22 protein-coding genes are annotated in these 21,554 nt (G+C 66.2%); 2 read left to right on the top strand and 20 right to left on the bottom strand.

The genetic code is table 11. The features are described from left to right. Positions 1-12 precede the first annotated feature (12 nt). The 5 genes from metK to mihF all read right to left on the bottom strand — a co-directional run bounded on the left by metK (position 13) and on the right by mihF (position 3,840). Positions 13-1,221, bottom strand: coding sequence for a methionine adenosyltransferase (gene metK, locus BH683_RS13835; RefSeq protein ID WP_084836846.1), 1,209 nt, complete (start codon positions 1,219-1,221; stop codon positions 13-15). An 80-nt stretch (positions 1,222-1,301) separates the two neighbouring features. Next, positions 1,302-2,579: a bifunctional phosphopantothenoylcysteine decarboxylase/phosphopantothenate--cysteine ligase CoaBC gene (coaBC, locus tag BH683_RS13830; RefSeq protein ID WP_084836845.1), complete on the bottom strand. Its 1,278-nt coding sequence runs from the start codon at positions 2,577-2,579 to the stop codon at positions 1,302-1,304. A 30-nt stretch (positions 2,580-2,609) separates the two neighbouring features. Continuing rightward, the gene (gene rpoZ, locus BH683_RS13825; RefSeq protein ID WP_084836844.1) at positions 2,610-2,912 is read right to left on the bottom strand and encodes a DNA-directed RNA polymerase subunit omega; all 303 of its coding nucleotides are present in this window, start codon (positions 2,910-2,912) and stop codon (positions 2,610-2,612) included. Positions 2,913-2,919: 7 nt separating this feature from the next. Continuing rightward, entirely contained in the window at positions 2,920-3,477 is a 558-nt protein-coding gene (gene gmk / locus BH683_RS13820; RefSeq protein ID WP_210405215.1) for a guanylate kinase, read from the bottom strand. Positions 3,478-3,522: 45 nt separating this feature from the next. Further along, positions 3,523-3,840 (bottom strand): integration host factor, actinobacterial type, encoded by a 318-nt coding sequence (gene mihF / locus BH683_RS13815; protein ID WP_023959453.1) that lies wholly within the window; start codon positions 3,838-3,840, stop codon positions 3,523-3,525. A 497-nt stretch (positions 3,841-4,337) separates the two neighbouring features. Here mihF and BH683_RS13810 point away from each other — a divergent pair, with 497 nt between their 5' ends. Further along, a complete protein-coding gene (locus BH683_RS13810) occupies positions 4,338-5,486 on the top strand; it encodes an alpha/beta hydrolase (RefSeq protein WP_246833369.1) in 1,149 nt (382 codons plus the stop codon). On the opposite strand, the gene pyrF is transcribed toward BH683_RS13810, so the two are convergent. The 10 genes from pyrF to BH683_RS13760 form a co-directional block, all read right to left on the bottom strand. Continuing rightward, positions 5,479-6,333, bottom strand: coding sequence for an orotidine-5'-phosphate decarboxylase (gene pyrF, locus BH683_RS13805; RefSeq protein ID WP_084836842.1), 855 nt, complete (start codon positions 6,331-6,333; stop codon positions 5,479-5,481). The genes BH683_RS13810 and pyrF overlap by 8 nt on opposite strands. Continuing rightward, positions 6,334-9,672, bottom strand: a complete 3,339-nt coding sequence (gene carB, locus BH683_RS13800) for a carbamoyl-phosphate synthase large subunit (RefSeq protein ID WP_084836841.1) — start codon at positions 9,670-9,672, stop codon at positions 6,334-6,336. Continuing rightward, a complete protein-coding gene (carA, locus tag BH683_RS13795) occupies positions 9,672-10,826 on the bottom strand; it encodes a glutamine-hydrolyzing carbamoyl-phosphate synthase small subunit (RefSeq protein ID WP_084836840.1) in 1,155 nt (384 codons plus the stop codon). The genes carB and carA overlap by 1 nt, the downstream gene beginning before the upstream one ends. Further along, a complete protein-coding gene (locus tag BH683_RS13790; protein ID WP_084836839.1) occupies positions 10,823-11,323 on the bottom strand; it encodes a transporter in 501 nt (166 codons plus the stop codon). Before BH683_RS13790 ends, carA begins: the two co-directional genes overlap by 4 nt. After that, positions 11,320-12,621, bottom strand: coding sequence for a dihydroorotase (locus tag BH683_RS13785; RefSeq protein WP_084836838.1), 1,302 nt, complete (start codon positions 12,619-12,621; stop codon positions 11,320-11,322). Before BH683_RS13785 ends, BH683_RS13790 begins: the two co-directional genes overlap by 4 nt. Further along, positions 12,618-13,562, bottom strand: a complete 945-nt coding sequence (locus BH683_RS13780; RefSeq protein WP_084836837.1) for an aspartate carbamoyltransferase catalytic subunit — start codon at positions 13,560-13,562, stop codon at positions 12,618-12,620. Before BH683_RS13780 ends, BH683_RS13785 begins: the two co-directional genes overlap by 4 nt. Next, positions 13,562-14,140 (bottom strand): bifunctional pyr operon transcriptional regulator/uracil phosphoribosyltransferase PyrR, encoded by a 579-nt coding sequence (gene pyrR, locus BH683_RS13775; RefSeq protein WP_084836836.1) that lies wholly within the window; start codon positions 14,138-14,140, stop codon positions 13,562-13,564. Before pyrR ends, BH683_RS13780 begins: the two co-directional genes overlap by 1 nt. A gap of 129 nt (positions 14,141-14,269) precedes the next feature. After that, on the bottom strand, positions 14,270-14,761 hold the full coding sequence (gene nusB / locus BH683_RS13770; protein WP_084836835.1) for a transcription antitermination factor NusB: 492 nt from the start codon (positions 14,759-14,761) through the stop codon (positions 14,270-14,272). A 5-nt stretch (positions 14,762-14,766) separates the two neighbouring features. Next, on the bottom strand, positions 14,767-15,330 hold the full coding sequence (gene efp / locus BH683_RS13765; RefSeq protein WP_084836945.1) for an elongation factor P: 564 nt from the start codon (positions 15,328-15,330) through the stop codon (positions 14,767-14,769). A 75-nt stretch (positions 15,331-15,405) separates the two neighbouring features. Further along, the gene (locus BH683_RS13760; RefSeq protein ID WP_084836834.1) at positions 15,406-16,554 is read right to left on the bottom strand and encodes a Xaa-Pro peptidase family protein; all 1,149 of its coding nucleotides are present in this window, start codon (positions 16,552-16,554) and stop codon (positions 15,406-15,408) included. Positions 16,555-16,730: 176 nt separating this feature from the next. Between BH683_RS13760 and BH683_RS13755 the strand changes: the two genes are divergently transcribed. Next, on the top strand, positions 16,731-17,237 hold the full coding sequence (locus tag BH683_RS13755; protein WP_084836833.1) for a B-4DMT family transporter: 507 nt from the start codon (positions 16,731-16,733) through the stop codon (positions 17,235-17,237). Between the two features lie 84 nt (positions 17,238-17,321). On the opposite strand, the gene aroB is transcribed toward BH683_RS13755, so the two are convergent. From aroB to BH683_RS13730, 5 genes are all read right to left on the bottom strand, one after another. Beyond that, the gene (gene aroB / locus BH683_RS13750; protein WP_084836832.1) at positions 17,322-18,437 is read right to left on the bottom strand and encodes a 3-dehydroquinate synthase; all 1,116 of its coding nucleotides are present in this window, start codon (positions 18,435-18,437) and stop codon (positions 17,322-17,324) included. Further along, a complete protein-coding gene (locus BH683_RS13745) occupies positions 18,434-18,961 on the bottom strand; it encodes a shikimate kinase (RefSeq protein ID WP_308203573.1) in 528 nt (175 codons plus the stop codon). The genes aroB and BH683_RS13745 overlap by 4 nt, the downstream gene beginning before the upstream one ends. Further along, positions 18,958-20,166: a chorismate synthase gene (gene aroC / locus BH683_RS13740; protein ID WP_084836831.1), complete on the bottom strand. Its 1,209-nt coding sequence runs from the start codon at positions 20,164-20,166 to the stop codon at positions 18,958-18,960. The genes BH683_RS13745 and aroC overlap by 4 nt, the downstream gene beginning before the upstream one ends. 37 nt (positions 20,167-20,203) lie before the next feature. Further along, positions 20,204-20,590, bottom strand: a complete 387-nt coding sequence (locus tag BH683_RS13735) for an A24 family peptidase (RefSeq protein WP_168187045.1) — start codon at positions 20,588-20,590, stop codon at positions 20,204-20,206. 88 nt (positions 20,591-20,678) lie between these two features. Continuing rightward, positions 20,679-21,497: a shikimate dehydrogenase gene (locus BH683_RS13730; RefSeq protein WP_084836829.1), complete on the bottom strand. Its 819-nt coding sequence runs from the start codon at positions 21,495-21,497 to the stop codon at positions 20,679-20,681. Positions 21,498-21,554: the final 57 nt, after the last annotated feature.

Below are 21,554 nucleotides of genomic sequence, written 5' to 3'. Positions count from 1 at the left end.
CCGCCGCGACGCTCACACGCCGGCAGCGGCCTTCAGCTTCTCGGCGCGGTCGGTGTGCTCCCACGGGAGATCGATGTCGGTTCGCCCGAAGTGGCCGTAGGCCGCGGTCGGAGCATAGATCGGCCGCAGCAGGTCCAGGTCACGGATGATGGCGCCCGGACGCAGGTCGAACACCTCGGTGATCGCCGACTGGATCTTGGCGCGATCGACATGCTCGGTGCCGAAGGTCTCGACGAACAGACCGACGGGAGCGGCCTTGCCGATGGCATAGGCAACCTGCACCTCGATGCGGTCGGCCAGACCTGCGGCGATCGCGTTCTTGGCAACCCAACGCATCGCGTAGGCGGCGCTGCGGTCGACCTTCGACGGGTCCTTGCCGGAGAAGGCGCCGCCGCCGTGCCGAGCCATGCCGCCGTAGGTGTCGACGATGATCTTCCGGCCGGTCAGCCCGGCATCACCCATCGGACCTCCGAGGACGAACTTGCCGGTCGGGTTGACCAGCAGTCGCACGTCATCGGTGTCGAGTGTGGGGAGGTTCAGGTCGTTGAACACCGACTCCAGGACCTGGTTGCGAATGTCCGGGGTGAGGAGATTCTCCAGATCGATGTCGGCAGCATGCTGGGTGGACACGACGACCGTGTCGAGGCGCACGGGCTTGTCATCGATGTACTCGATGGTGACCTGGGTCTTGCCGTCCGGCCGCAGGTACGGCAGCACACCGGTCTTGCGCACCTCGGTCAGACGCCGGGCGAGGCGGTGGGCCAGAGCGATCGGCACCGGCATGTACTCGGGGGTCTCGTTCGTGGCATAACCGAACATCAAGCCCTGATCACCGGCACCCTGGCGGGCGATCTCGTCCTCGGTGATGCCCTCGACGCGGGACTCGTAGGCATTGTCGACACCCTGGGCGATCTCCGGCGACTGGGCACCGATCGCAATGTTGACACCGCATGAGTTGCCATCGAAACCCTTGGCCGACGAGTCATAGCCGATCTCGAGAACCTTGTCCCGCACGATCTTGGGGATGTCGGCCCAGGCAGTGGTGTTCACCTCGCCTGCGACGTGGACCTGACCGGTGGTCACCAGGGTCTCCACGGCGACCCGGGCACGGGGGTCATCGGTGAGCAGCGCGTCCAGGATGGAGTCGCTGATCGCATCACAGATCTTGTCGGGGTGGCCTTCTGTGACGGACTCGCTGGTGAACAAACGGGAATCGGTCATGGATTTCCTCTCGGAACGGTTGTCCTGGCGGCACGGTGCGCGAAAACCCGCGGACCTCAAATTACACAGGGGTGGTGGTGTCAGTTACATCGACCATCTGTGCCCCCACCATCTGGGCGCAGAACAGTCACCGCGTCAAGTATTCGACTCGCCATGAGTGTTTTGGAACCGAGCGGCAGGGCCGTCTCGTCACCGCCGGCAGCCAGTATCCATCCGGTGTTGTGGTCCATCCCGAAGGCTTTACCCTCGCCGACGGCGTTGACGACCAACAGGTCACAGCCCTTGCGGGCAAGTTTTGCCCGCCCGTGGTCGAGCACGCCGTGATGCTCGTCGCCGGTCTCGGCGGCAAAACCGACGATCGAGGTCGTGTCGGGTATCTCGCCGGCCCTGCGCGCCGCGACCAGGCCGGCCAGGATATCCGGGTTGGTGGTCAGCTCGATGGGGGCAGGTCCCTTGTCGGATTTCTTGATCTTTGCGCCGGAGAGGTGCACCGGGCGGAAGTCCGCGACTGCGGCGGCCATGATCACCACGTCGGTCTCGGGTGCACGCTTTCCGATCTCGTCGGACAGCTGCGCGGCGGTGGCGATCTTGATCACCTCGACGCCGGCGGGGTCGGCCAGATCGGCGGTGGCACCGGCCACGAGTGTCACCTGGGCACCGCGCTGCGCCGCCGCGCGGGCGAGCGCGTAACCCTGCTTGCCGGAACTGCGGTTGCCCAGATAACGAACGGGATCGAGCGGTTCGCGCGTTCCGCCTGCACTGATCAGGAATTTGAGGCCTGCCAGGTCGTACGGGAGTGCCTCCGGCCGTTCGAGGAGCAGATCACCGAGTAGGGCTATCTCCTGCGGTTCGGGAAGCCTGCCGGCTCCGGTGTCCGCACCGGTCAGCCGGCCCGAGGCCGGGGTCAGCACCGTGGCGCCGTGCTCGCGCAGAGCTGCCACATTGGCCTGGGTAGCGGGGTGCTCCCACATCTCGGTGTGCATCGCCGGTACGTACACCACTGGACACCGAGCGGTCAGGAGTGTGGAGGTCAACAAGTCGTCGGCACGACCGCCGGCCGCGCGAGCCATCAGATCGGCTGTCGCGGGCGCGATCAGGACGAGGTCCGCCTCTTGTCCGAGGCGGACATGCGGAACGAGAGGCACATCATCGAACACAGCTGTGCTGACGGGGTTTCCGCTCAGGGCCTCGAAGGTGGCGGCGCCGACGAACTTCAGCGCCGCCTCGGTCGGTATCACCCGGACATGGTGGCCTGCCTCGGTGAAATGCCTGATCACCGACGCCACCTTGTACGCGGCTATCCCGCCACCCACTCCGATGACGATGTTCTTACGCGTAGTGCCGACGTTCTCGCCCACGAACTCTCGCCTTTCGGAACCGAGGTGGAATTACTCGCCTTCGGTGTGCTCGAGCAGGTCGGAGTGGATTTCGCGCATGGCGATCGACAACGGCTTTTCCTGCAGGCCGGGCTCGACCAGAGGTCCGACGTACTCCAGGATCCCGTCGCCGAGCTGGTTGTAGTAATCATTGATCTGACGCGCACGCTTGGCCGCGAAGATGACCAGTGCGTACTTCGAAGAAGCCCGTTCCAGCAGCTCATCGATCGGCGGGTTCGTGATGCCCAGCGGTGTGTCGTACGCAGTCGCGTCGACCTCGCCGATGAACTCGTCCTGTTGGGTCAAGCTGCTCACAGTTCTCCTACGAATTATTCAAATGGGATTCAACCAGCAAGGATAGCAACTGTTTGGCCACCGAGTCGACTTCGTCGTTCACCACGACGTGATCGAACTCGTGCGCACTGTCCAGTTCGGCGCGTGCGGTCTCCAGTCGACGCTCGATGATCTCGTCGCTTTCGGTGCCTCGACCGCGCAGCCGCGAGACCAGAACGTCCCAGCTCGGGGGCGCCAGAAAGACCGTCACGGCCTCTGGGACGGCGTCCCGGATGTTGCGGGCACCGGCCAGATCGACCTCCACGAGAGTGGGTCTCCCCTGCTCCATTGCGTCGAAAACCGGTCGCGCCGGAGTGCCCGATCTCTGCAGTCCACCGTGGATTTCCGCCCACTCGAGCAATTCACCGGCCTCGATCAGCCGATCGAACTCGTCAGGTCCGACGAAGAGATAGTCACGCCCATCGACTTCTCCGGCCCGTGGATCCCGGGTCGTCGCGGACACGCTGAACATCAGGTCGGGTAACAGTTCACGAAGCCGTCGGACAACACTCGACTTGCCGACAGCAGAAGGGCCGGCCAAAACCAGCAGCCGGCCCCTCTGTGATTGATCTCGGCTCACGTATGCGAGCGATCAGGCAAAGTCGAACTTGGCCAGGAGAGCTTTCTTCTGGCGATCACCCAGGCCACGCAAGCGGCGGGTCGGGGCGATCTCGAGTTCGGTCATGATTTCCTGCGCCTTGACCTTGCCGACCTTGGGCAGAGCCTCGAGCAGGGCCGACACCTTCATCTTGCCAAGGATCTCATCGTTCTCGGCATCCTTGAGCACTTGCTGCAGATCGGTGCCGCCTCGCTTCAGGCGCTCTTTGAGCTCCGCCCGGGCCCGGCGAGCGGCAGCTGCCTTCTCCAAGGCAGCTGCACGCTGCTCATCCGTCAACTGGGGAAGGGCCACGGTTCCTCCGATTTCGTCTGTGTGTTCTTTGCCCCGTCACCGGTGGTGCCGGGGCGGCTGCCCTTGTGTGGGGGCAGCGAATGCGACCGTACCCACGTGAGCAGGGATTTGCGACCCCCACCCCGGCATTCCCCCACGAAAACCGGTGTTGTAAGCCTTTCGAACGAGCTGGCGTGGAGCTGAGTATGCAGATCGGGAATTTCGGGGTTCAGATGCTTCGATATCGTCAAATCTGCTGCGGTACAACAGCGTTCGGGATGGCGCCGGTAAAGGTGAACATACATGACGTAGGTCACATCGCCGATACGCCTGTGACGGGAGTTCCGCGGCGGGATCTTTCTGAGATTTTTGCTCGCACGCGCGTGTCGGCTGCGCGTGTGACCTGCACGGAGGCGTCGCGAGCTCCGCGAATACCGGCCGGCGGGTCAGCACACCGGTGACGAACGCGGGTGGTGTTAGATGACGACGCAGACATTCACACGACGAGGGCGGAGTCGATGACAGGCACGATGATCGAGGCGGAGGAAGCAGCCGATTCGGGGATCGACGGCGACTCGAGCCCCCTTCTCGATCGGTTGCGAGCTCAGCTCGGTAACCTGCGCGCCCTGACCGTGGGTGACGGGATCCGCCCGGAGTTCCGGACCGAACACGTCGTCCTGCACTCCGAGCCACATCGAGAGCTCCGCCGCTACGGTGACCTGAGCAGCCTCCAGCGCGCCCGCGGCGACGGCCGCGGTCCGGTGTTGCTGATACCGCCGCTGGCGGCTCCCGCGACGTGCTACGACCTGGGACCGGCACACTCGCTGGTCGGACACCTCCTCGACACGGGACGAGTGCCCTACGTCGTCGACTACGGCGAGATGACCCGGGCAGACCGGAAGATCGGTTTCGAGGACTTCATCGACGACATCGTCCCGCAGGCCGTCGATCGGGTGCTCGCCGATTTCAACGGTCCCGCGGGAACCGAGGTCGACGTGATCGCCTGGAGTCTGGGCGGAACCGTCAGCTTCCTGAGCCTGGCAGCGCATCCCGAGTTGCCGGTGCGATCGATCACCGCCGTCGGGACCCCACTCAACTACGCGCTGGTGCCGCCCTACCCCGTCGTCCGGGCCATGACCGCCCCCACCGGAGGCCGGGCCGTCACGGCTGTGCTCAAGGCGCTCGGCGGGATCCCCGCGCCGCTGGTTCAGCTCGCCTACCGCGCGACCGCCTGGGAGCGCGAACTGAAGAAGCCATGGTTCATCCTCAACAACCTCGGCGAGACGGAGACCCTCGCCCGTATGGAGGTCGTGAACCGTTTCCAGCGGAAGTTCCCCGGCTACCCGGGGCTCCTGGTCGAGCAGATGTGGGAGCGGTTGATCTATCACGACGAGCTCGCTCGCGGGGTGGTGACGCTGGGAGATCGGAGCATCGACCTGACGTCGATCGCCGTGCCCATCCAGCTGTTCGGGAGTCACCGCGATGCAATCGTGCCATGGCAGGCGGCCCACCACGGGGTGGAACTGTTCGGGTCGTCGCCACAGGTGCATTTCACGACTGTCGAGTCCAGTCACCTGGGCCTGATTGCAGGACCGGACGCGGCCCGCGACACCTGGCCGCGCATCGACGGGTTCCTCGACGCGTTGCCTGTTGCGGCTCTCAGCTGATCGATCGCCCCAAGGCCGTCTCGACCTCGTCGCGGGCCTGCTGATAGGCAGTGCGCAACTGTTGTGGGTCGGGTCCTGCCCGCAGGACCGCGCGCGAGCTGGCAGGCAGTAACCACGACAGATCGGAACCGCCGAACACACCACGCAGATCGTCGGCGCTCGCCCCCTGTGCCCCCAGGCCCGGCGCGAGGACGGGGCCGTTCAGGCCGCCGAGGTCCAGTCCGTGCTCCCGGGTCGCCCCGACTACCACGCCGAGCGTCGACGAACCATCGGTGTTGGCCGACGCTGCGGCATCGATGATCCGCTGCGCCACGCTGACGCCGTCACGGTGAGCGAGTTGCACCGGCGCGCCTTCGGGATTCGAGGTGCGGGCCAGCGCGAAGACACACCGCCCCGTCTTGCGCGCCAGATCGATGGCCGGTTCCAGCGAACCGAATCCGAGGTAGGGCGACGCGGTGACAGCATCCGAGGACAGCGGCGACGCCGGATCGAGCCAGGCGCGTCCGTACGCTGCCATCGTCGAGCCGATGTCGCCGCGTTTGGCATCGGCGATCACAAGCGCACCCTCGGCGCGGCAGCCGGCGATCACTGATTCGAGAGCCGCAAAACCGGCCGACCCGAACGTCTCGAAGAAGGCGACCTGCGGTTTGATCACCGAGGCGACCGGACCGAGCGCCTCGACGCAGATCTCTCCGAACGCGTGGACGCCGGCCCCGCTGACGGGAAGCCCCCATTGCTCCAGCAGTTCTGGATGCGGGTCGACGCCGGCGCACAACCGGCCACGGTCCGCCACCACCTCGCGGTAGCGAGACCGGAACGTCCGCGCCACACTCAGATCCACACTCATCTAGCCACCCAGCATCGACAGATGTCGTGACTGCAACGATTGCACACCCATGGCTCCGTTGATGGCAGCTTCGATACCCTGGATCGCCGCGCTCGCCCCCTGCACGGTCGTGATGCAGGGGATGTTCACCGAGACCGCCGCGCTGCGGATCTCGTAGCCGTCGATGCGGGGACCCGAATTGCCGTACGGCGTGTTGATGACCATGGCGATCTCACCCGAGCGGATCCGTTCGACGATCGTCACCTCACCATCAGGCAGGTCGGTGTCTGAGTGCTTGAACACCTGGGTGGCATCGATACCGTTGCGCCGCAGCACGTCCGCAGTCCCCTCGGTGGCGAGGATCTCGAAGCCGAGGTCCGCGAGCCGTTTGACCGGGAACAGCAGAGCACGCTTGTCCTTGTTGGCGACCGATACGAAGATCTTCCCCGTGGTCGGCAGCGAACCGTAGGCGGCGGTCTGCGACTTGGCAAATGCGCGACCGAAGTCCGCGTCGATACCCATGACCTCGCCCGTCGACTTCATCTCCGGGCTCAGCAGCGAATCGACGCCGCTGCCGTCGGCCCTTCGGAAGCGGTTGAACGGCAGCACCGCTTCCTTGACCGCGATCGGCGACGACGACGACAGTGCCGAACCGTCTCCCTCCGCGGGCAAGATCCCGTCGGCGCGCAACTCCGCGATCGTCGCCCCGAGCATCACGCGGGCGCAGGCTTTGGCCAGTGGCACCGCGGTCGCTTTGGATACGAAAGGCACCGTTCGGCTCGCCCGCGGATTGGCCTCGAGGACATAAAGAATGTCGTCCTTGAGGGCGTACTGGACATTGAGCAGTCCGCGGACGCCGATCCCCTTCGCGAGAGCCTCGGTGGACCGACGCACGTTCTCCAGGTCGGAGCGTCCGAGCGTGATCGGCGGCAACGCGCACGCGGAGTCACCGGAGTGGATACCTGCCTCTTCGATGTGCTCCATCACGCCGCCGATGTAGCAGTCCGTGCCGTCGTAGAGGGCGTCGACGTCGATCTCGATGGCGTCTTCGAGGAAGCGGTCTACCAGGACGGGGTGCTCGAGCGTGATCTCGGTGGCCCGGGAGATGTAACCCTCGAGCGACGTTTCGTCGTAGACGATCTCCATCCCGCGGCCGCCCAGAACGTAGGACGGGCGCACGAGCACCGGGTATCCGATGTCGCCTGCGATGGTCTTGGCCTGCGCGAAAGTCGTGGCCATGCCGTACTTGGCGGCAGGCAGGCCCGCGGTGGCCAGGACCTTGCCGAACTCGCCGCGATCCTCGGCGAGATCGATGGCCTCGGGGCTGGTGCCGACGATCGGGACGCCGGCCGATTGCAGGCGATGCGCGAGGCCGAGAGGTGTCTGGCCGCCCAGCTGCACGATCACGCCGGCCACGGTGCCCGACTCCGATTCGGAGTGGAACACCTCGAGGACGTCCTCGAACGTCAGGGGCTCGAAGTACAGACGGTCGGCGGTGTCGTAGTCGGTGGACACGGTCTCGGGATTGCAATTGACCATGACGGTCTCGTAACCCACCTCCGACAACGTCGTCGCGGCGTGCACGCACGAGTAGTCGAACTCGATGCCCTGGCCGATGCGGTTCGGGCCCGACCCGAGGATCAAGACCTTGGGACGATCACGTTGCGGTGCGACCTCGGTCTTGGCTGCGGGATCGAGCTCGTAGGTCGAGTAGTGGTACGGCGTCGCGGCCTCGAACTCCGCGGCGCAGGTGTCGACCGTCTTGTACACCGGACGCACGCCGAGGGTATGGCGCAGACTGCGCACTGCCGCCTCGTCGGCGAGGTCGTCTCGCAGGGCTGCGATCTGGCGATCGGAGATACCTGAACTCTTGGCCTCGCGGAGCAAGGACTCGTCGATGGTGTCCGCGGACCTGATGCGGTTGCCGAGTTCGTGGATGCCCTCGATCTCGGCGAGGAACCACGGATCGACCTTGGTCGAATCGAAGAGTTGCTCGACTGTCGCGCCGAGGGCGAACGCCCGCATGATCCCGTACAGCCTGCCGTCTTTGGGCGTCTGAAGCCGTTCGAGGAGTTCGGGGAGCAACTCGGGAACGGCATCGGGATCGACGGGTTCGGTCCAGAAGCCCGCAGCCTTGGTTTCGAGGGACCGCATGACCTTGCCGAGCGCCTCGGCGAAGGAGCGACCCAGAGACATCGCCTCACCCACCGACTTCATGGTGGTGGTGAGGGTGTCGTCGGCGCCGGGGAACTTCTCGAACGCGAAGCGTGGGGCCTTGACGACCACATAGTCGAGCGTCGGCTCGAAGCAGGCCGGCGTCTCCTTCGTGATGTCGTTGACGATCTCGTCGAGGCTGTAGCCGACAGCGAGCTTGGCGGCGATCTTGGCGATCGGGAAACCGGTTGCCTTCGATGCCAGCGCGGACGAGCGGGACACCCGCGGGTTCATCTCGATGACGACGAGGCGCCCGTCGGCCGGGTCCATCGCGAACTGGATGTTGCAACCGCCGGTGTCGACACCGACCTCGCGCAGGATCGCGATCGAGAGATCACGCATGTCCTGGTACTCGCGGTCGGTCAGTGTCATGGCCGGCGCGACGGTCACCGAGTCACCGGTGTGCACCCCGACCGGGTCGACATTCTCGATCGAGCAGACCACCACGACGTTGTCGCGGTTGTCGCGCATCAACTCGAGTTCGTACTCTTTCCAGCCGAGGATCGACTCCTCGATGAGCACGTTGGCGGTCGGTGAGGCGGCGAGGCCGCCGCCGGCGATCCTGTTCAGGTCGTTCTCGTCATAGGCCATGCCGGACCCGAGCCCGCCCATGGTGAAGGACGGCCGGACGACGACGGGGTAGCCGAGTTCGGCCACGGTCTCGTGGACCTCCTCCATCGTGTAACACACGGCCGACTTGGCGCTCTCCCCGCCGACCTTGGCCACGATGTCCTTGAACTTCTGGCGGTCCTCGCCACGCTGGATCGCCTCGAAGTCGGCACCGATCAGCTCGATGTCGTACCGCTCGAGGATGCCCTCCTCATGGAGCGCGACCGCGCAGTTGAGGGCGGTCTGTCCGCCGAGCGTGGCGAGCACGGCGTCGATCGGATGACCGGCGTCGCGTTCGGCGATGATCACCTTCTCCACGTAGGCGGCGGTGATCGGTTCGATGTAGGTGGCGTCGGCGAACTCGGGGTCCGTCATGATCGTGGCCGGGTTGGAGTTCACCAGGCTCACGCGCAGGCCCTCGGCGCGGAGCACTCGGCACGCCTGGGTTCCGGAATAGTCGAACTCGCAGGCCTGACCGATGACGATCGGACCGGAGCCGATGACCAGAACATGCGAGAGGTCGGTACGGCGGGGCATCAGGCACGTGCTCCTTGCAGCAGGGTGGTGAACTTGTCGAACAGGTAGGCCGCATCGTGCGGGCCGGCCGCAGCCTCCGGGTGGTATTGCACGGAGAACGCTCTGCCGCTGGCCAATTCGACGCCCTCGACGACGCCGTCGTTGGCGCAGACGTGGCTGACGCGCGCGGTTCCGAAATCCGAGGCGAACTCCTCGCCCGCTTCTCCCTCGAGTGCGAACCCGTGGTTCTGAGCCGTGATGGAGACCGCACCGGTGGAGTGCTCGATCACGGGAATGTTGATGCCGCGGTGACCGAACTTCATCTTGAAGGTGTCGCGGCCCAGTGCACGGCCCAGGATCTGATTTCCGAAACAGATGCCGAAGAGCGGGATGTCGGCGCCGAGGACTTCGCGGGTGAAATCGACGACCTGGTTCGCGGTCGCCGGGTCACCGGGCCCGTTCGACAAGAAGACGCCGTCGGGCTTCAGATCCTCGATGGCGTCGAACGCGGTGCCTGCCGGCAGCACATGCACCCGGAACCCGCGCTGCGCGAACATACGCGGGGTATTCGTCTTGATCCCGAGGTCGATCGCAGCGACGGTGAACCTCACCTCGCCATCCGGTTCGACGACGTATCCGTCCGTGGTCGAGACCTCGCCGGCGAGGTTCGCACCCGCCATCTGCGGCGCCTCGACGACGCGCCGCAACAATTCGTCGGTCCCGGCGAGCGCATCTCCGGAAAAGATGCCCGCCCGCATGGACCCGTGATCACGCAGGGTACGTACGACGGTGCGGGTGTCGATGCCCGCGATCCCGACGATTCCCTGCTCGATCAGCTCGTCTTCGAGCGAACCGGTGGCGCGCCAGCTGGACACCCGGCGGGTCGGGTTCCGGACCGCGTAGCCGCGAACCCAGATCTTCCCCGAGTCATCCGACCCTGCACGGCTCTCGCCGTCCTCTTTGTTCCAGCCCGTGTTGCCGATCTGCGGTGCGGTGGCGACCACGATCTGACGGTGATAACTCGGATCTGTCAGCGTCTCCTGGTACCCGGTCATCGCCGTGCAGAAGACCGCCTCACCCAGCGTTTCGCCCCGGGCTCCGAAGCTGGTGCCGACGTAGCGCTCGCCGTTCTCCAGGACCAACACGGCCTGATTTCCCGGATTACCTGATGTCACGATTTCTTTCCGTCCTGCTCTAGAGGTTTCACCCAATGTGGGTAGATGCTTTTGTCGTCGGCGCGCACACCCGAGTCGATCTCGGTACCCGACGGGAGCAGCCAGCGGATCACGAGGACCCCGTCGGCCGTCATGACCTTGCCTGCCAGGCCGCGTTCGGTGCGGATCGCGGTGATCTGGTCGTCGGGGATCCAGATCGGGTTCGCACCGTTGCGTTCGATCAGGATGCCGGTGTCGAACCGGCTGATCTCGGCAGTCGCCCGGTCGCCGTAGTCGCCGACCGCGACGCGGTCCTGCCAGCTCGGCGCGATCGTCGACCCGACGTACAGGCCGGAGTGCGGACCGAGTCGACGGGCGCCGAGCGCCGCCGGGACCTCAGGAAAGGCGCCCAGCAGCTGCTCCTGTCGCCTGCCCCGACCGCGCCAGCCGAGCAGCATCAAACCGACGATGCCGCCCCACGCCGCGACCACGATCAGCACGACCACCACGCCCGTCATCGCGGCGACCGGACCTTTCCGCCGTTGTTGGTCACCTCACCACGCAAGACCGTGGCCACCACGACCGCAGGCAGCGTCAACCCGTCGAACGGTGAGTTCTCGGACAGGCTCGCCAGAGCTCCGGACTCGACGGTCCACTCGGTGTCCGGATCGATCAGGGCGAGATTGGCAGGTTCACCAACCGCGATCGGCCGTCCCTGATCGGGCAGACCGGTGATCTGGGCCGGGCGTTCGCTCATCACCTTGGCGACGCCGCGCCAGTCGATCAGCCCTGGCCGCACCATCGTCTCCACCACGATCGAGAGCGCGGTCTGCAGTCCGAGCATTCCTGGGCGGGCGTTGGCGAACTCGCAGCACTTGTCCTGTGCGGCATGGGGCGCGTGGTCGGTGGCGACGCAGTCGACGATGCCGTCGGCAAGGGCGCGGCGAAGGGCGAGGCGATCGCGGTCCTCACGCAGCGGTGGATTGACCTTGTTGACCGGGTCGTAGGTGTTCAGTCGGGTGTCGTCGAGCAGCAGGTGGTGGGGAGTCACCTCCGCGGTGATCGAGATCCCCTGTCCGCGCGCCCACTCGAGCAGCTCGACGGTGCCCTCGGTGGAGGCGTGACAGATGTGCACGCGGGCACCGGCATCCCTGGCGAGCAGCGCGTCCCGCGCGACGATCGACTCCTCGGCGGCACGTGGCCAGCCCGCGAGGCCGAGTCGAGAGGCCACCGAACCTTCGTGCGCAATGGCACCGACCGTCAGCCGCGGCTCTTCGGCGTGCTGGGCGATCAGCACATCGAGACCCTTGGCGTACTCGAGCGCACGGCGCATCAGCAGCGGATCGTCGACACACTTGCCGTCATCGCTGAACACGCGCACCTTGCCCGCACCGGCGGCCATCGCGCCCATCTCGGCCAGTTGTTTGCCGGCCAGTCCGACGGTTACCGCACCGACGGGGTGCACGTCGACGAGGCCTACTTCTTGTCCACGGCGCCACACGTAGTCGGTGATCACCGCGGTGTCGGCGACGGGATCGGTGTTCGCCATCGCGAACACTGCCGTGTAGCCGCCCAGAGCCGCCGCGGCCGAACCGGTTTCGATCGTCTCGGTGTCTTCGCGACCGGGTTCGCGCAGGTGGGTGTGCATGTCGACGAAGCCCGGCAACGCGATCGCCCCGGCTCCGTCGAGCACCTCTACCTCGGGGGCAGCGGTGAGGTCCGGGCCGATCTCGGCGATCTCGCCGTCTCGGACCACGATGTCGACGAGATCGCCTGCGTACGGCCGGACGTTCTTGATCAGGAGTTCACCGCTCACGCCGGACCCTCGCTCTCGGTTCCGACCAGCAAGGTGAACAACACCGCCATCCGCATATGCACTCCGTTGGATACCTGTTGCAGCACAGTCGCCTTCGACGAATCCGCGACCGAGAATCCGATCTCCATGCCGCGCAGCATGGGACCGGGATGAAGAACCACCGCATGATCGGCCAGCAGAGCCGAACGCCGATCGGACAAGCCGTAGCGGATCGAGTACTCGCGAGCCGACGGGAAGAATCCGCCGTTCATGCGCTCGGCCTGCACCCGCAGCAGCATGACTGCGTCCACCGCGGCGAGTTCGGCGTCGAGACTGTGCGAGATCTCGACAGGCCACGTCTCGACCCCGACGGGCAACAGTGTGGGTGGCGCGACGAGCACCACCTGCGCACCCAGTTTCGCGAGCAGGTGCGCATTCGAGCGGGCCACCCGCGAATGCAAGACGTCCCCGACGATGGCGATCCGGCGACCGGCGAGCGACCCGAGGCGCTGACGGAGGGTGAGGGCGTCGAGCAGCGCCTGGGTGGGATGTTCGTGGGTGCCGTCGCCGGCGTTGATGACCGACGGACCGGTGCCGTCCTCCCACGTCCACTGGGCGATCTGGTGCGCGGCGCCAGACGCGGGGTGGCGCACGATCAGGGCATCGGCGCCTGCCGCTCGCAGGGTCTTCGCGGTGTCGCGTAGCGACTCCCCCTTGCTGGTCGACGAGCTGGACGCGCTGACGTTGATCACGTCGGCACTCATCCACTTACCGGCAACCTCGAAGGAAACCCTTGTGCGTGTTGAGTTCTCGTAGAACACCGTCATGATCGTGCGGCCCCGGAGGGTCGGGAGTTTACGAACCTCGCGCCCGACCAGGGCTTGCTCGAATCGCTCCGCTTCGTCGAGGAGTTCGGTGGCGGTGTCGACGGTCAAGTCGTCCACGGACAGCAGATGTCGCATCAGCTCGCTCCCGCCCGCAGCACCACGCGGTCGGCGCCGTCGTGTTCACGCAGATGGACCTGCACGTCCTCGCTCCGCGAGGTCGGGATGTTCTTGCCCACGTAGTCGGCGCGCAACGGTAGCTCCCGATGCCCACGGTCGACCAGCACCGCGAGTTGCACCGCCGCCGGCCTACCGAGATCCCGCAGGGCGTCGAGCGCCGCACGAACAGTGCGACCGGAGTAGAGGACGTCGTCGACGAGCACCACCAGGGCACCGTCGACGCCTCCCGCCGGCACCACCGTGGGTTCGAGGGCGCGGTGTGGTTTCGCACGCAGGTCGTCGCGATACAACGTGATGTCGAGGTATCCCACGGGTACGTCGACCCCGGCGAACTCGGCGATGTTCTGGGCGAGTCTGCGGGCGAGAAAGATTCCGCGGGTGGGAATTCCGATGATGACCACGCGAGGCGCATCGGAATTGTCCAATGCGGTCTTCTCGATGATCTGATGCGCTATCCGCGCTATGGTCCGCCCGACATCGGCGTCGTCGAGTAGTTCACGACCCGTGTCGGTGCCGTCGCCCTCGGGTGCTGGCACGGTGATCGGGACCTCCTTCTCCGCCTCTCTGGACGGATCGTTAAAGGATGTCGGCCACTGTCATGGCCACCCATCCGTAGATGTATCGGTCGCCATCACAATTTCTTCGCCATACGTTATCAGGCGTGGTTACGACCCCTGCGATCGATGGTCTGTCGTCGACCCGCTCGACCGTTCCGCGGTGAGTGCGGCCCGAACCTGCGGTGCGAGCAGCACGATCCGGCCGAGGACTCCGTTGATGAACGCGGGCGAGTCATCCGTGGACAGCTCCTTGGCCAATTCGACCGCCTCGTCGACGACCACCATGGTCGGAACGTCGACGGTGTTGAACAGCTCCCATGTCGCCAGCCGCAAGATCGCCCGGTCGACCGCGGGCAACCGCGGCAGCGTCCACTCCTTGAGATGGGAGGAGATGACCGCGTCCACGCCCGCGGTGTCGCCGGCGATGCCTTCGATGATCTGGGCGGTGTAGTCGTTGATCTTGCCGACGCTGTCGTCGCCGATCGCCAACTCGCGGCGCTGGACGATCAGATCGACCGGCGAGCAATTCTTGACCTCGGCCTCGAACAGCAGATCCACGGCACGCTTGCGTGCCTTGTGGCGGGTACCTGGTTGTTTCACCAGCGTCAGGAGTTGACGCGGCCGAGATAGCCACCGTCGCGCGAGTCGACCTTGAGCTTGTCACCGGTGTTGATGAACAGCGGGACGGCGATCTCGGCGCCGGTCTCCAGGGTCGCGGGCTTGGTGCCACCGGTCGAACGGTCGCCCTGGACGCCAGGATCGGTCTGCGAGACCACCAACTCCACGGTGACGGGCAACTCGACGTACAACGGCACGCCTTCGTGGGTCGCGACCTGGACCTTGATGTTCTCGAGCATGAAGTTCGCGCTGTCCCCGACGATCTCCGGGCTGACGTTGAGCTGCTCGAACGTCTCGCCATCCATGAAGACGTAGTCGGTGCCATCGTTGTACAGGTAGGTCATGTCGCGCCGATCGACCGTTGCGGTCTCGACCTTGACACCCGCGTTGAAGGTCTTGTCGACGGTCTTGCCCGACAGGATGTTCTTCAGCTTGGTCCGGACGAAGGCCGGCCCCTTGCCGGGCTTCACGTGCTGGAACTCAAGGATCTGCCAGAGGTTGCCCTCCATGTTGAGCACCAGGCCGTTTTTGAAATCCGAGGTGTTTGCCACTTTGCTGTTCTTCCTCTCACCCGCCCCGGGCATGTTGTTGCTGCGCCCATCTGCTGCTCGCGCCGGGGCGCGCGATCAGATGACGGTGAATGTCTTGTCGGTGGTGGTGAGCAGTTCGGGTTCGCCGTCACGGACCACGAGGGTGTCCTCGATCCTGACACCGCCCCTACCCGGCAGGTAGACGCCGGGCTCGACGGTTACAGCTGCACCGCATGGCAGTGTACCCGTGCTGAGAGCCCCGATCGACGGCGCTTCATGGATCTGCAGGCCGACGCCGTGGCCCAGGCCGTGGACGTAGTACTCGCCGAACCCCGCATCATCGATGATCGAACGAGCGGCGGCATCGACCCCGACCGCTTCGACGCCGGGTTCGAGCGCTTCGCGTCCCGCCAGTTGCGCGGCCGCGACCACCTCGTAGATGTCGCGTTGCCACGGTTGCACGGTCTCGAGCACGTACGTGCGGGTCATGTCGGAGTGATAGCCCTCGACGACCGCCCCGAAATCGATCTTCAACAGGTCGCCGGAGCTGAGCTCGGCGTCCGTCGGCCGGTGATGCGGGATGGCCGAGTTCGCCCCGGTGGCGACGATCGTCTCGAAAGAGATCGCTTCGGCGCCCCGCTCGAACATCGCCCATTCCAGCGCTCGTGCCACCTGCCGCTCGGTACGTCCCGGGACGAGCAATCCGTCGGCGATGATGTCGGCCAACGCGAGGTCTGCCGCCTGGCACGCGGTGCGGATCTGCTCCACCTCGTACTCGTCTTTGACGATACGAAGCTCCTCGACGAGAGGCGCCACCCCGACGAGGGTCTCCCCGCCGGTCAGAAGAGGGACCAGTCGTTGGTGGGTCGCCACCGTCACGATGTGCTTCTCGAAGCCGATCCTGGCCCCGGAGCCGGACAGGTCCTCGATCAGAGCCCTCGGACAATCGCGGGCGATGATCGCGCTCAGATCCGGCGCCTGCTCGGACACCTGGGTGAGGTAGCGGCCGTCGGTGCTGATCGTGTCAGCCCCGGTCGCGGTCACCACGAGAGCGCCGTTGGACCCGGTGAACCCGGTCAGATACCGCAGGTTGATCAGATCGGTGATCAGCACCGCGTCCACCCCCGCGGTATCGAGCTGGGCGCGCAGCAGGTCCCGCCTCGCGCTCTGTGCGGTCGGACCCAGGTCGGGCGCCACGCGGGCGACGCCGGCCGACTGTTGCGAGGTCTGTGAGGTGGCACTCATGTGTCAAGGCTAGTGGAGTGGGCCCGCCGGGGCGGACCGCGGCGTACCCGAAGGCGTGCTGTTCGGCCGGAGCCGAACTGGGCCTTCCCCCGCCGGAACGTCCCGATAACGCCGGACACAGGGTTCATTTGTGGGCCCTGCCACACAAAGCGGCCGGGCATCGGTAGTCTGCTCGCATGGTTGCGTGGTTGTTGCGTGGGTTGGTCATGTCGGCGGTGCACATCGGTGCCCGGGTCCTGTTGGGTCTGGCCATCGTCGCCTGGCCTCTGGAATCGACGATGTGGAAGACGGTCGCCATCGCGGCGGTCGTCCTCGTTGCGCTGATCTGGGGCGGTGTCGACGGACTCGTCGACGGTCGCGAACACGAGGATCCCGACGACTACCGCGACCTGACCATGGTCTGGCTCAAGGCCGGTCTCTTCGCCGGTCTCATCAGCGCGATCGTCTGCTGGATCCTGGGTAACTGGGTGATGGCGGGCATCGGTCAGAACTCGCTCGCGATCGAGATCTTCGCGGGTGGTTCGTTCACCACGCTGCTGATCTTCGTGCCCGCCCTGGTGGGGGCTGCGCTGGGCCGGTTCCTGACCCGCCGCCAACACCGCAAGAACCAGGCCGCCCGCGATGCCGAGGCCGACGACGACTTCTCGTACCAGCAGACGCAACCGGTCGGACTCACCAAGTAGTCGACCACCCACCCGAATTTGCGAGGCCCACCCGAAACGTCGGGTGGGCCTCGCGAATTCGGGTGGGCGATGGCCCTCGCGCCGTCAGAGCAGGATTGCGCCGCCCGACGGTTGCTCCTTGGCCACCGCCGAGTATGCGGCGACGAGGAGAGCGGGATCCGGGGCCTCCAGACGGCCCGGTGTACCCAGCCCGTCGAGGATGACGAATCGCAACATCCCCGAGCGGTTCTTCTTGTCGCCCGCCATGCCCTTGAGCAGATCACCGAACGCGTCGGGGTCGTAGCCCACCGGCAGCCCGACACTTTCGAGGATCGTCTTGTGACGATCGGCGGTCTGGTCGTCGAGCCGACCGGCGAGCCGCCCGAGCTCTGCCGCGTACACCAGACCCACTGCGACGGCCGCGCCATGACGCCAGCGGTACTTCTCGCGACGTTCGATGGCGTGTCCGAGGGTGTGCCCGTAGTTGAGGATCTCGCGCAGCGAGGACTCCCGCAGATCCGCGGCGACAACACCTGCCTTGACCCGCACAGAACGTTCGATCAATTCGGGCAACACCGGACCGGTGGGGTCGAGTGCGGCCTCGGGATCGGCTTCGATCAGATCCAGGATGACGGGGTCGGCGATGAAGCCGGTCTTGATGACCTCAGCCATCCCGGCGATGATCTCGTTGCGCGGCACCGTTTCCAGGGTCGCGATGTCGATGAGCACTGCACGCGGTTCGTGGAACGAGCCGACGAGGTTCTTGCCTGCCTCGGTGTTGATCCCCGTCTTACCGCCGACCGCGGCGTCGACCATTGCCAGCAGTGTCGTCGGCACGTGCACCACCGGGATGCCGCGCATCCACGTCGCGGCCACGAATCCGGTGAGGTCGGTGGCCGCTCCCCCGCCGAGACTGATCACGACGTCGTTACGTTTCATGCCGATCCGGCCGAAGACCTCCCAGCAGAACGCCGCCACGGAGAGCTCCTTGCCGGACTCCGCGTCGGGGATCTCGACCCTGTGTGCGTTGAAGTTGTTCTCGTCCAACGTCTTGCGGATCACTTCGGCCGTCTCGGCCAGCGTCGGCTGGTACAGGATCGCGACCGAGTCTGCGCCCGTGACCGCCTCCACCAATTCGGTGAGCAGGCCCCGGCCGATGATGACGTCGTACGGACTCTCACTGTTCACCGGTACCCGGATCGGTGCGCTGTTGTCTGTCACTGTGTCGCCTCCTGAGTGCTGAGCGCGGCGATGATGTCGTCCGCGACGCGCCGCTGGTGGGGGTGGGCGTCGACGACGATCGTCGCGACCGTGTGGTAGATGGGGTCGCGCTCGGCCAGCAGATCGCGGTACACAGCAGCCGGATCCTCGGCCCGCAACAGCGGCCTGTCCGAATTGGACACCCGCGAAAAGCCTTGTTCGGCAGACATTTTCAGATAGACCACCGGGTGGCCTGCGAGGCGTTCCCGTGTCCTCGTGCTCAGCACCGCCCCACCCCCGAGCGAGAGGACGCCGGTGTGTTCGGCGAGGAGGTCGGCCACGACCTGCTCCTCGAGGTCGCGGAACGCAGACTCTCCGTCCGTTGTGAAGATCTGCGGGATCGAGCGACCCGCACGGCGTTCGATTTCACTGTCACTGTCGATCCACGCGACTTTGAGGGCCCGCGCGAGTTGCTGTCCCACCGTGGTCTTGCCGGATCCCATGAACCCGACCAGGACGGCGCGCGGCCCCTGGCGGTCCGTCACGGTTGCGGCAGCCGCGCGGCCACGCGTTTGAGATAGCCGGCGACGTTGTCGCCGGTCTCGAGTGCGGAATCGCCACCGAACTTCTCGAGGGCCGCCTGCGCCAGCACCAGGGCGACCATGCTTTCGGCGACCACGCCGGCAGCCGGAACCGCACACACGTCCGACCGCTGATGAATTGCGGTGGCCTGCTCGCCGGTGGTCATGTCCATCGTCGACAGAGCACGTGGGACCGTCGAGATCGGTTTCATCGCCGCGCGTACCCGGATGAACTCACCGTTGCTCATCCCGCCTTCGAGCCCACCGGCCCGGTTTGTGGACCTGACCGCACCATCGGGCCCGGGGACCATCTCGTCGTGGGCGGCGCTGCCGCGACGGCGAGCCGTCTCGAAGCCGTCCCCCACCTCGACACCTTTGATGGCCTGGATGCCCATCAGTGCACCCGCCAACCGGGAATCGAGCCTCCGGTCTCCGCTGACATGTGATCCGAGTCCGACCGGTACGCCCGTCGCCACGACCTCGACGACGCCGCCGAGTGTGTCCCCGTCCCGCTTGGCGGCCTCGATCTCCGCGATCATGGCGGCTTCGACGTCGGCGGAGTAGGCCCGCACCGGGCTCGCATCGATCTGTTCGAGATCCAGGTACGTGGGCGCCGCGCCGACGTAGGGCGCGGAGTCGCCGATGGAGATCACATGCGACAGCACGTCGATACCGAGGACCTGACGCAGGAAGTTCCTGGCGACGGTGCCCACGGCGACTCGGGCGGCGGTCTCCCGGGCACTGGCCCGCTCCAGGACCGGCCGGGCGTCGTCGAAGCCGTATTTGAGCATTCCGGAATAGTCGGCGTGGCCCGGACGGGGCCGCGTGAGCGGGGCGTTGCGGGCGATCCCGTCGAGCTCCTCCTGCGGAACGGGGTCCGCAGACATCACCGTTTCCCACTTCGGCCACTCGGTGTTGCCGACCTCGATGGCCACCGGGCCACCCATGGTGAGTCCGTGGCGTACTCCGCCCACCACGGTCACCTGATCGGCCTCGAACTTCATTCTCGCCCCGCGGCCGTAGCCCAATCGGCGACGAGCCAATTGGTCGGCGATCTGTGACGAGGTCACCTCGACACCGGCCACCATCCCTTCCAGGACAGCGACCAGAGCGGGACCATGGGATTCTCCGGCAGTACTCCAGCGCAACACAGTTCTCAATTGTTCCACGCCTGCACTGGTGCGCCGTCACCAGATGCCGCGACACTCACCAGACACCACACGACAGGGCCGCGGCGATACAGAGTGGCGGACCGTGTGCCTGTGGGTTCCGGCCAGACCCCGCAGCACCGGCGAGGGTGAACAGCTGGGCGAGCAGGATCAGTACGGCCCCCGCCAGCAGCGAGCCAGACATCGCGCCCAACGTCGGGACGAGTTTGAGATCGCCACCCCCGCAGCCACCCAGTGCATGGATCACGCCGTACGCCGCGGCGGCGAGCAGCAACGCCGGTATCGCGGCGGGATGAGTGACGGCCCCGACAACAGCCCCGAAGAGCGCGGGCAGGGTCAGGGTGTTGGGGAGTCTGCGCTCGCGCAGGTCAGATATCGACAGAGCGATCAACCAGATCGCAAGTATCGGGAGCACCAGCTGCATCCGTCCACCATCGACCATCGCCGTGCCAGGACACTCCCACAGAGCACCACTCTGGGGATGGCGGTCAGATCTGTGGAGAACTCGCGGATCAGGTGAGCGCTGCGGCCATCGCCACCCGTGGCGCCGGCATCCCGGTGAACTGCTCGACCTGCCCGTATGCCTGGTTCAGCAACATCACCAGGCCGCCGACAACCAGGCCGCCGGCGCTTTCGACCGCCGCCGCCAGCGGGGTCGGCCACGGGTCGTAGATCACATCGAAAAGGCGCGGCGCGGACGACAGCGCCGAGACCAAGGGAGCTGCTGCGGCGGCCGGGACCGTGTTGACCAGGACAGCGCAGTCGCGGGTGCGCTCGCGCAGCGTGAAATTCGGCTCGAATGCGAGCACCTCGGCGGCGATACCGTACGCGTCGGCGACAGCGAGCACCTCGCTCGCGCGACCAGCGCTGCGGGCGACCACGCTCAACTCCCGGAACCCTGCGGCGGCCAGTGCGGCCACCACCGGCGCTGCGGTGCCGCCTGCCCCCACCAGGACAGCTCGCGAGCCGGCTCCGTCGGTGATCCCGAGGTCGACAAGGGCGGCCGAGGCGCCGTCCACGTCGGTACAGTCCGCGTGCCAGCCGTCCTCGCGACGGACCAGCGTGTTGGCCGAACCCACGGCCGCCGCCCGCTCGGTGCGATGATCCGCGAACGCCAGGGCTGCGCGCTTGCCCGGCATCGTGACGGACAGACCCACGTATCTCTCATCGAGACCCGACACGAGCGCGGGTAGCTGCTCGGCCGTGCACTCCATACGCTCGTACGTCCAGCCGGTGAGGCCGAGGGCCTCGTAGGCCGCGAGGTGCAATGCAGGTGATCGCGAATGCGACACCGGCGAACCCAAGATCGCTGCCGCGCGTGGACCCTTCATTACGCTGATCCCGTTGTCACTCATCCCCGACGTCAATCATCCCGAAGTCAATCATCC

The organism is Williamsia sp. 1138 (assembly GCF_002095435.2).
Classification (GTDB): Bacteria; Actinomycetota; Actinomycetes; order Mycobacteriales; family Mycobacteriaceae; genus Williamsia.
Note: the sequence above shows the minus strand (reverse complement) of the source record. Positions and strands in the feature narration are given on the sequence as shown.

What these genes read in the sequence shown, in the direction of transcription:
- metK (WP_084836846.1), bottom strand. Translation starts at nt 1,221, where the DNA reads ATGACCGATTCCCGTTTGTTCACCAGCGAGTCCGTCACAGAAGGCCAC.
- BH683_RS13810 (WP_246833369.1), top strand. Translation starts at nt 4,338, where the DNA reads ATGACAGGCACGATGATCGAGGCGGAGGAAGCAGCCGATTCGGGGATC.
- pyrF (WP_084836842.1), bottom strand. Translation starts at nt 6,333, where the DNA reads ATGAGTGTGGATCTGAGTGTGGCGCGGACGTTCCGGTCTCGCTACCGC.
- carB (WP_084836841.1), bottom strand. Translation starts at nt 9,672, where the DNA reads ATGCCCCGCCGTACCGACCTCTCGCATGTTCTGGTCATCGGCTCCGGT.
- BH683_RS13790 (WP_084836839.1), bottom strand. Translation starts at nt 11,323, where the DNA reads ATGACGGGCGTGGTGGTCGTGCTGATCGTGGTCGCGGCGTGGGGCGGC.
- BH683_RS13780 (WP_084836837.1), bottom strand. Translation starts at nt 13,562, where the DNA reads ATGCGACATCTGCTGTCCGTGGACGACTTGACCGTCGACACCGCCACC.
- BH683_RS13760 (WP_084836834.1), bottom strand. Translation starts at nt 16,554, where the DNA reads ATGAGTGCCACCTCACAGACCTCGCAACAGTCGGCCGGCGTCGCCCGC.
- BH683_RS13755 (WP_084836833.1), top strand. Translation starts at nt 16,731, where the DNA reads ATGGTTGCGTGGTTGTTGCGTGGGTTGGTCATGTCGGCGGTGCACATC.
- BH683_RS13735 (WP_168187045.1), bottom strand. Translation starts at nt 20,590, where the DNA reads ATGCAGCTGGTGCTCCCGATACTTGCGATCTGGTTGATCGCTCTGTCG.
- BH683_RS13730 (WP_084836829.1), bottom strand. Translation starts at nt 21,497, where the DNA reads ATGAAGGGTCCACGCGCGGCAGCGATCTTGGGTTCGCCGGTGTCGCAT.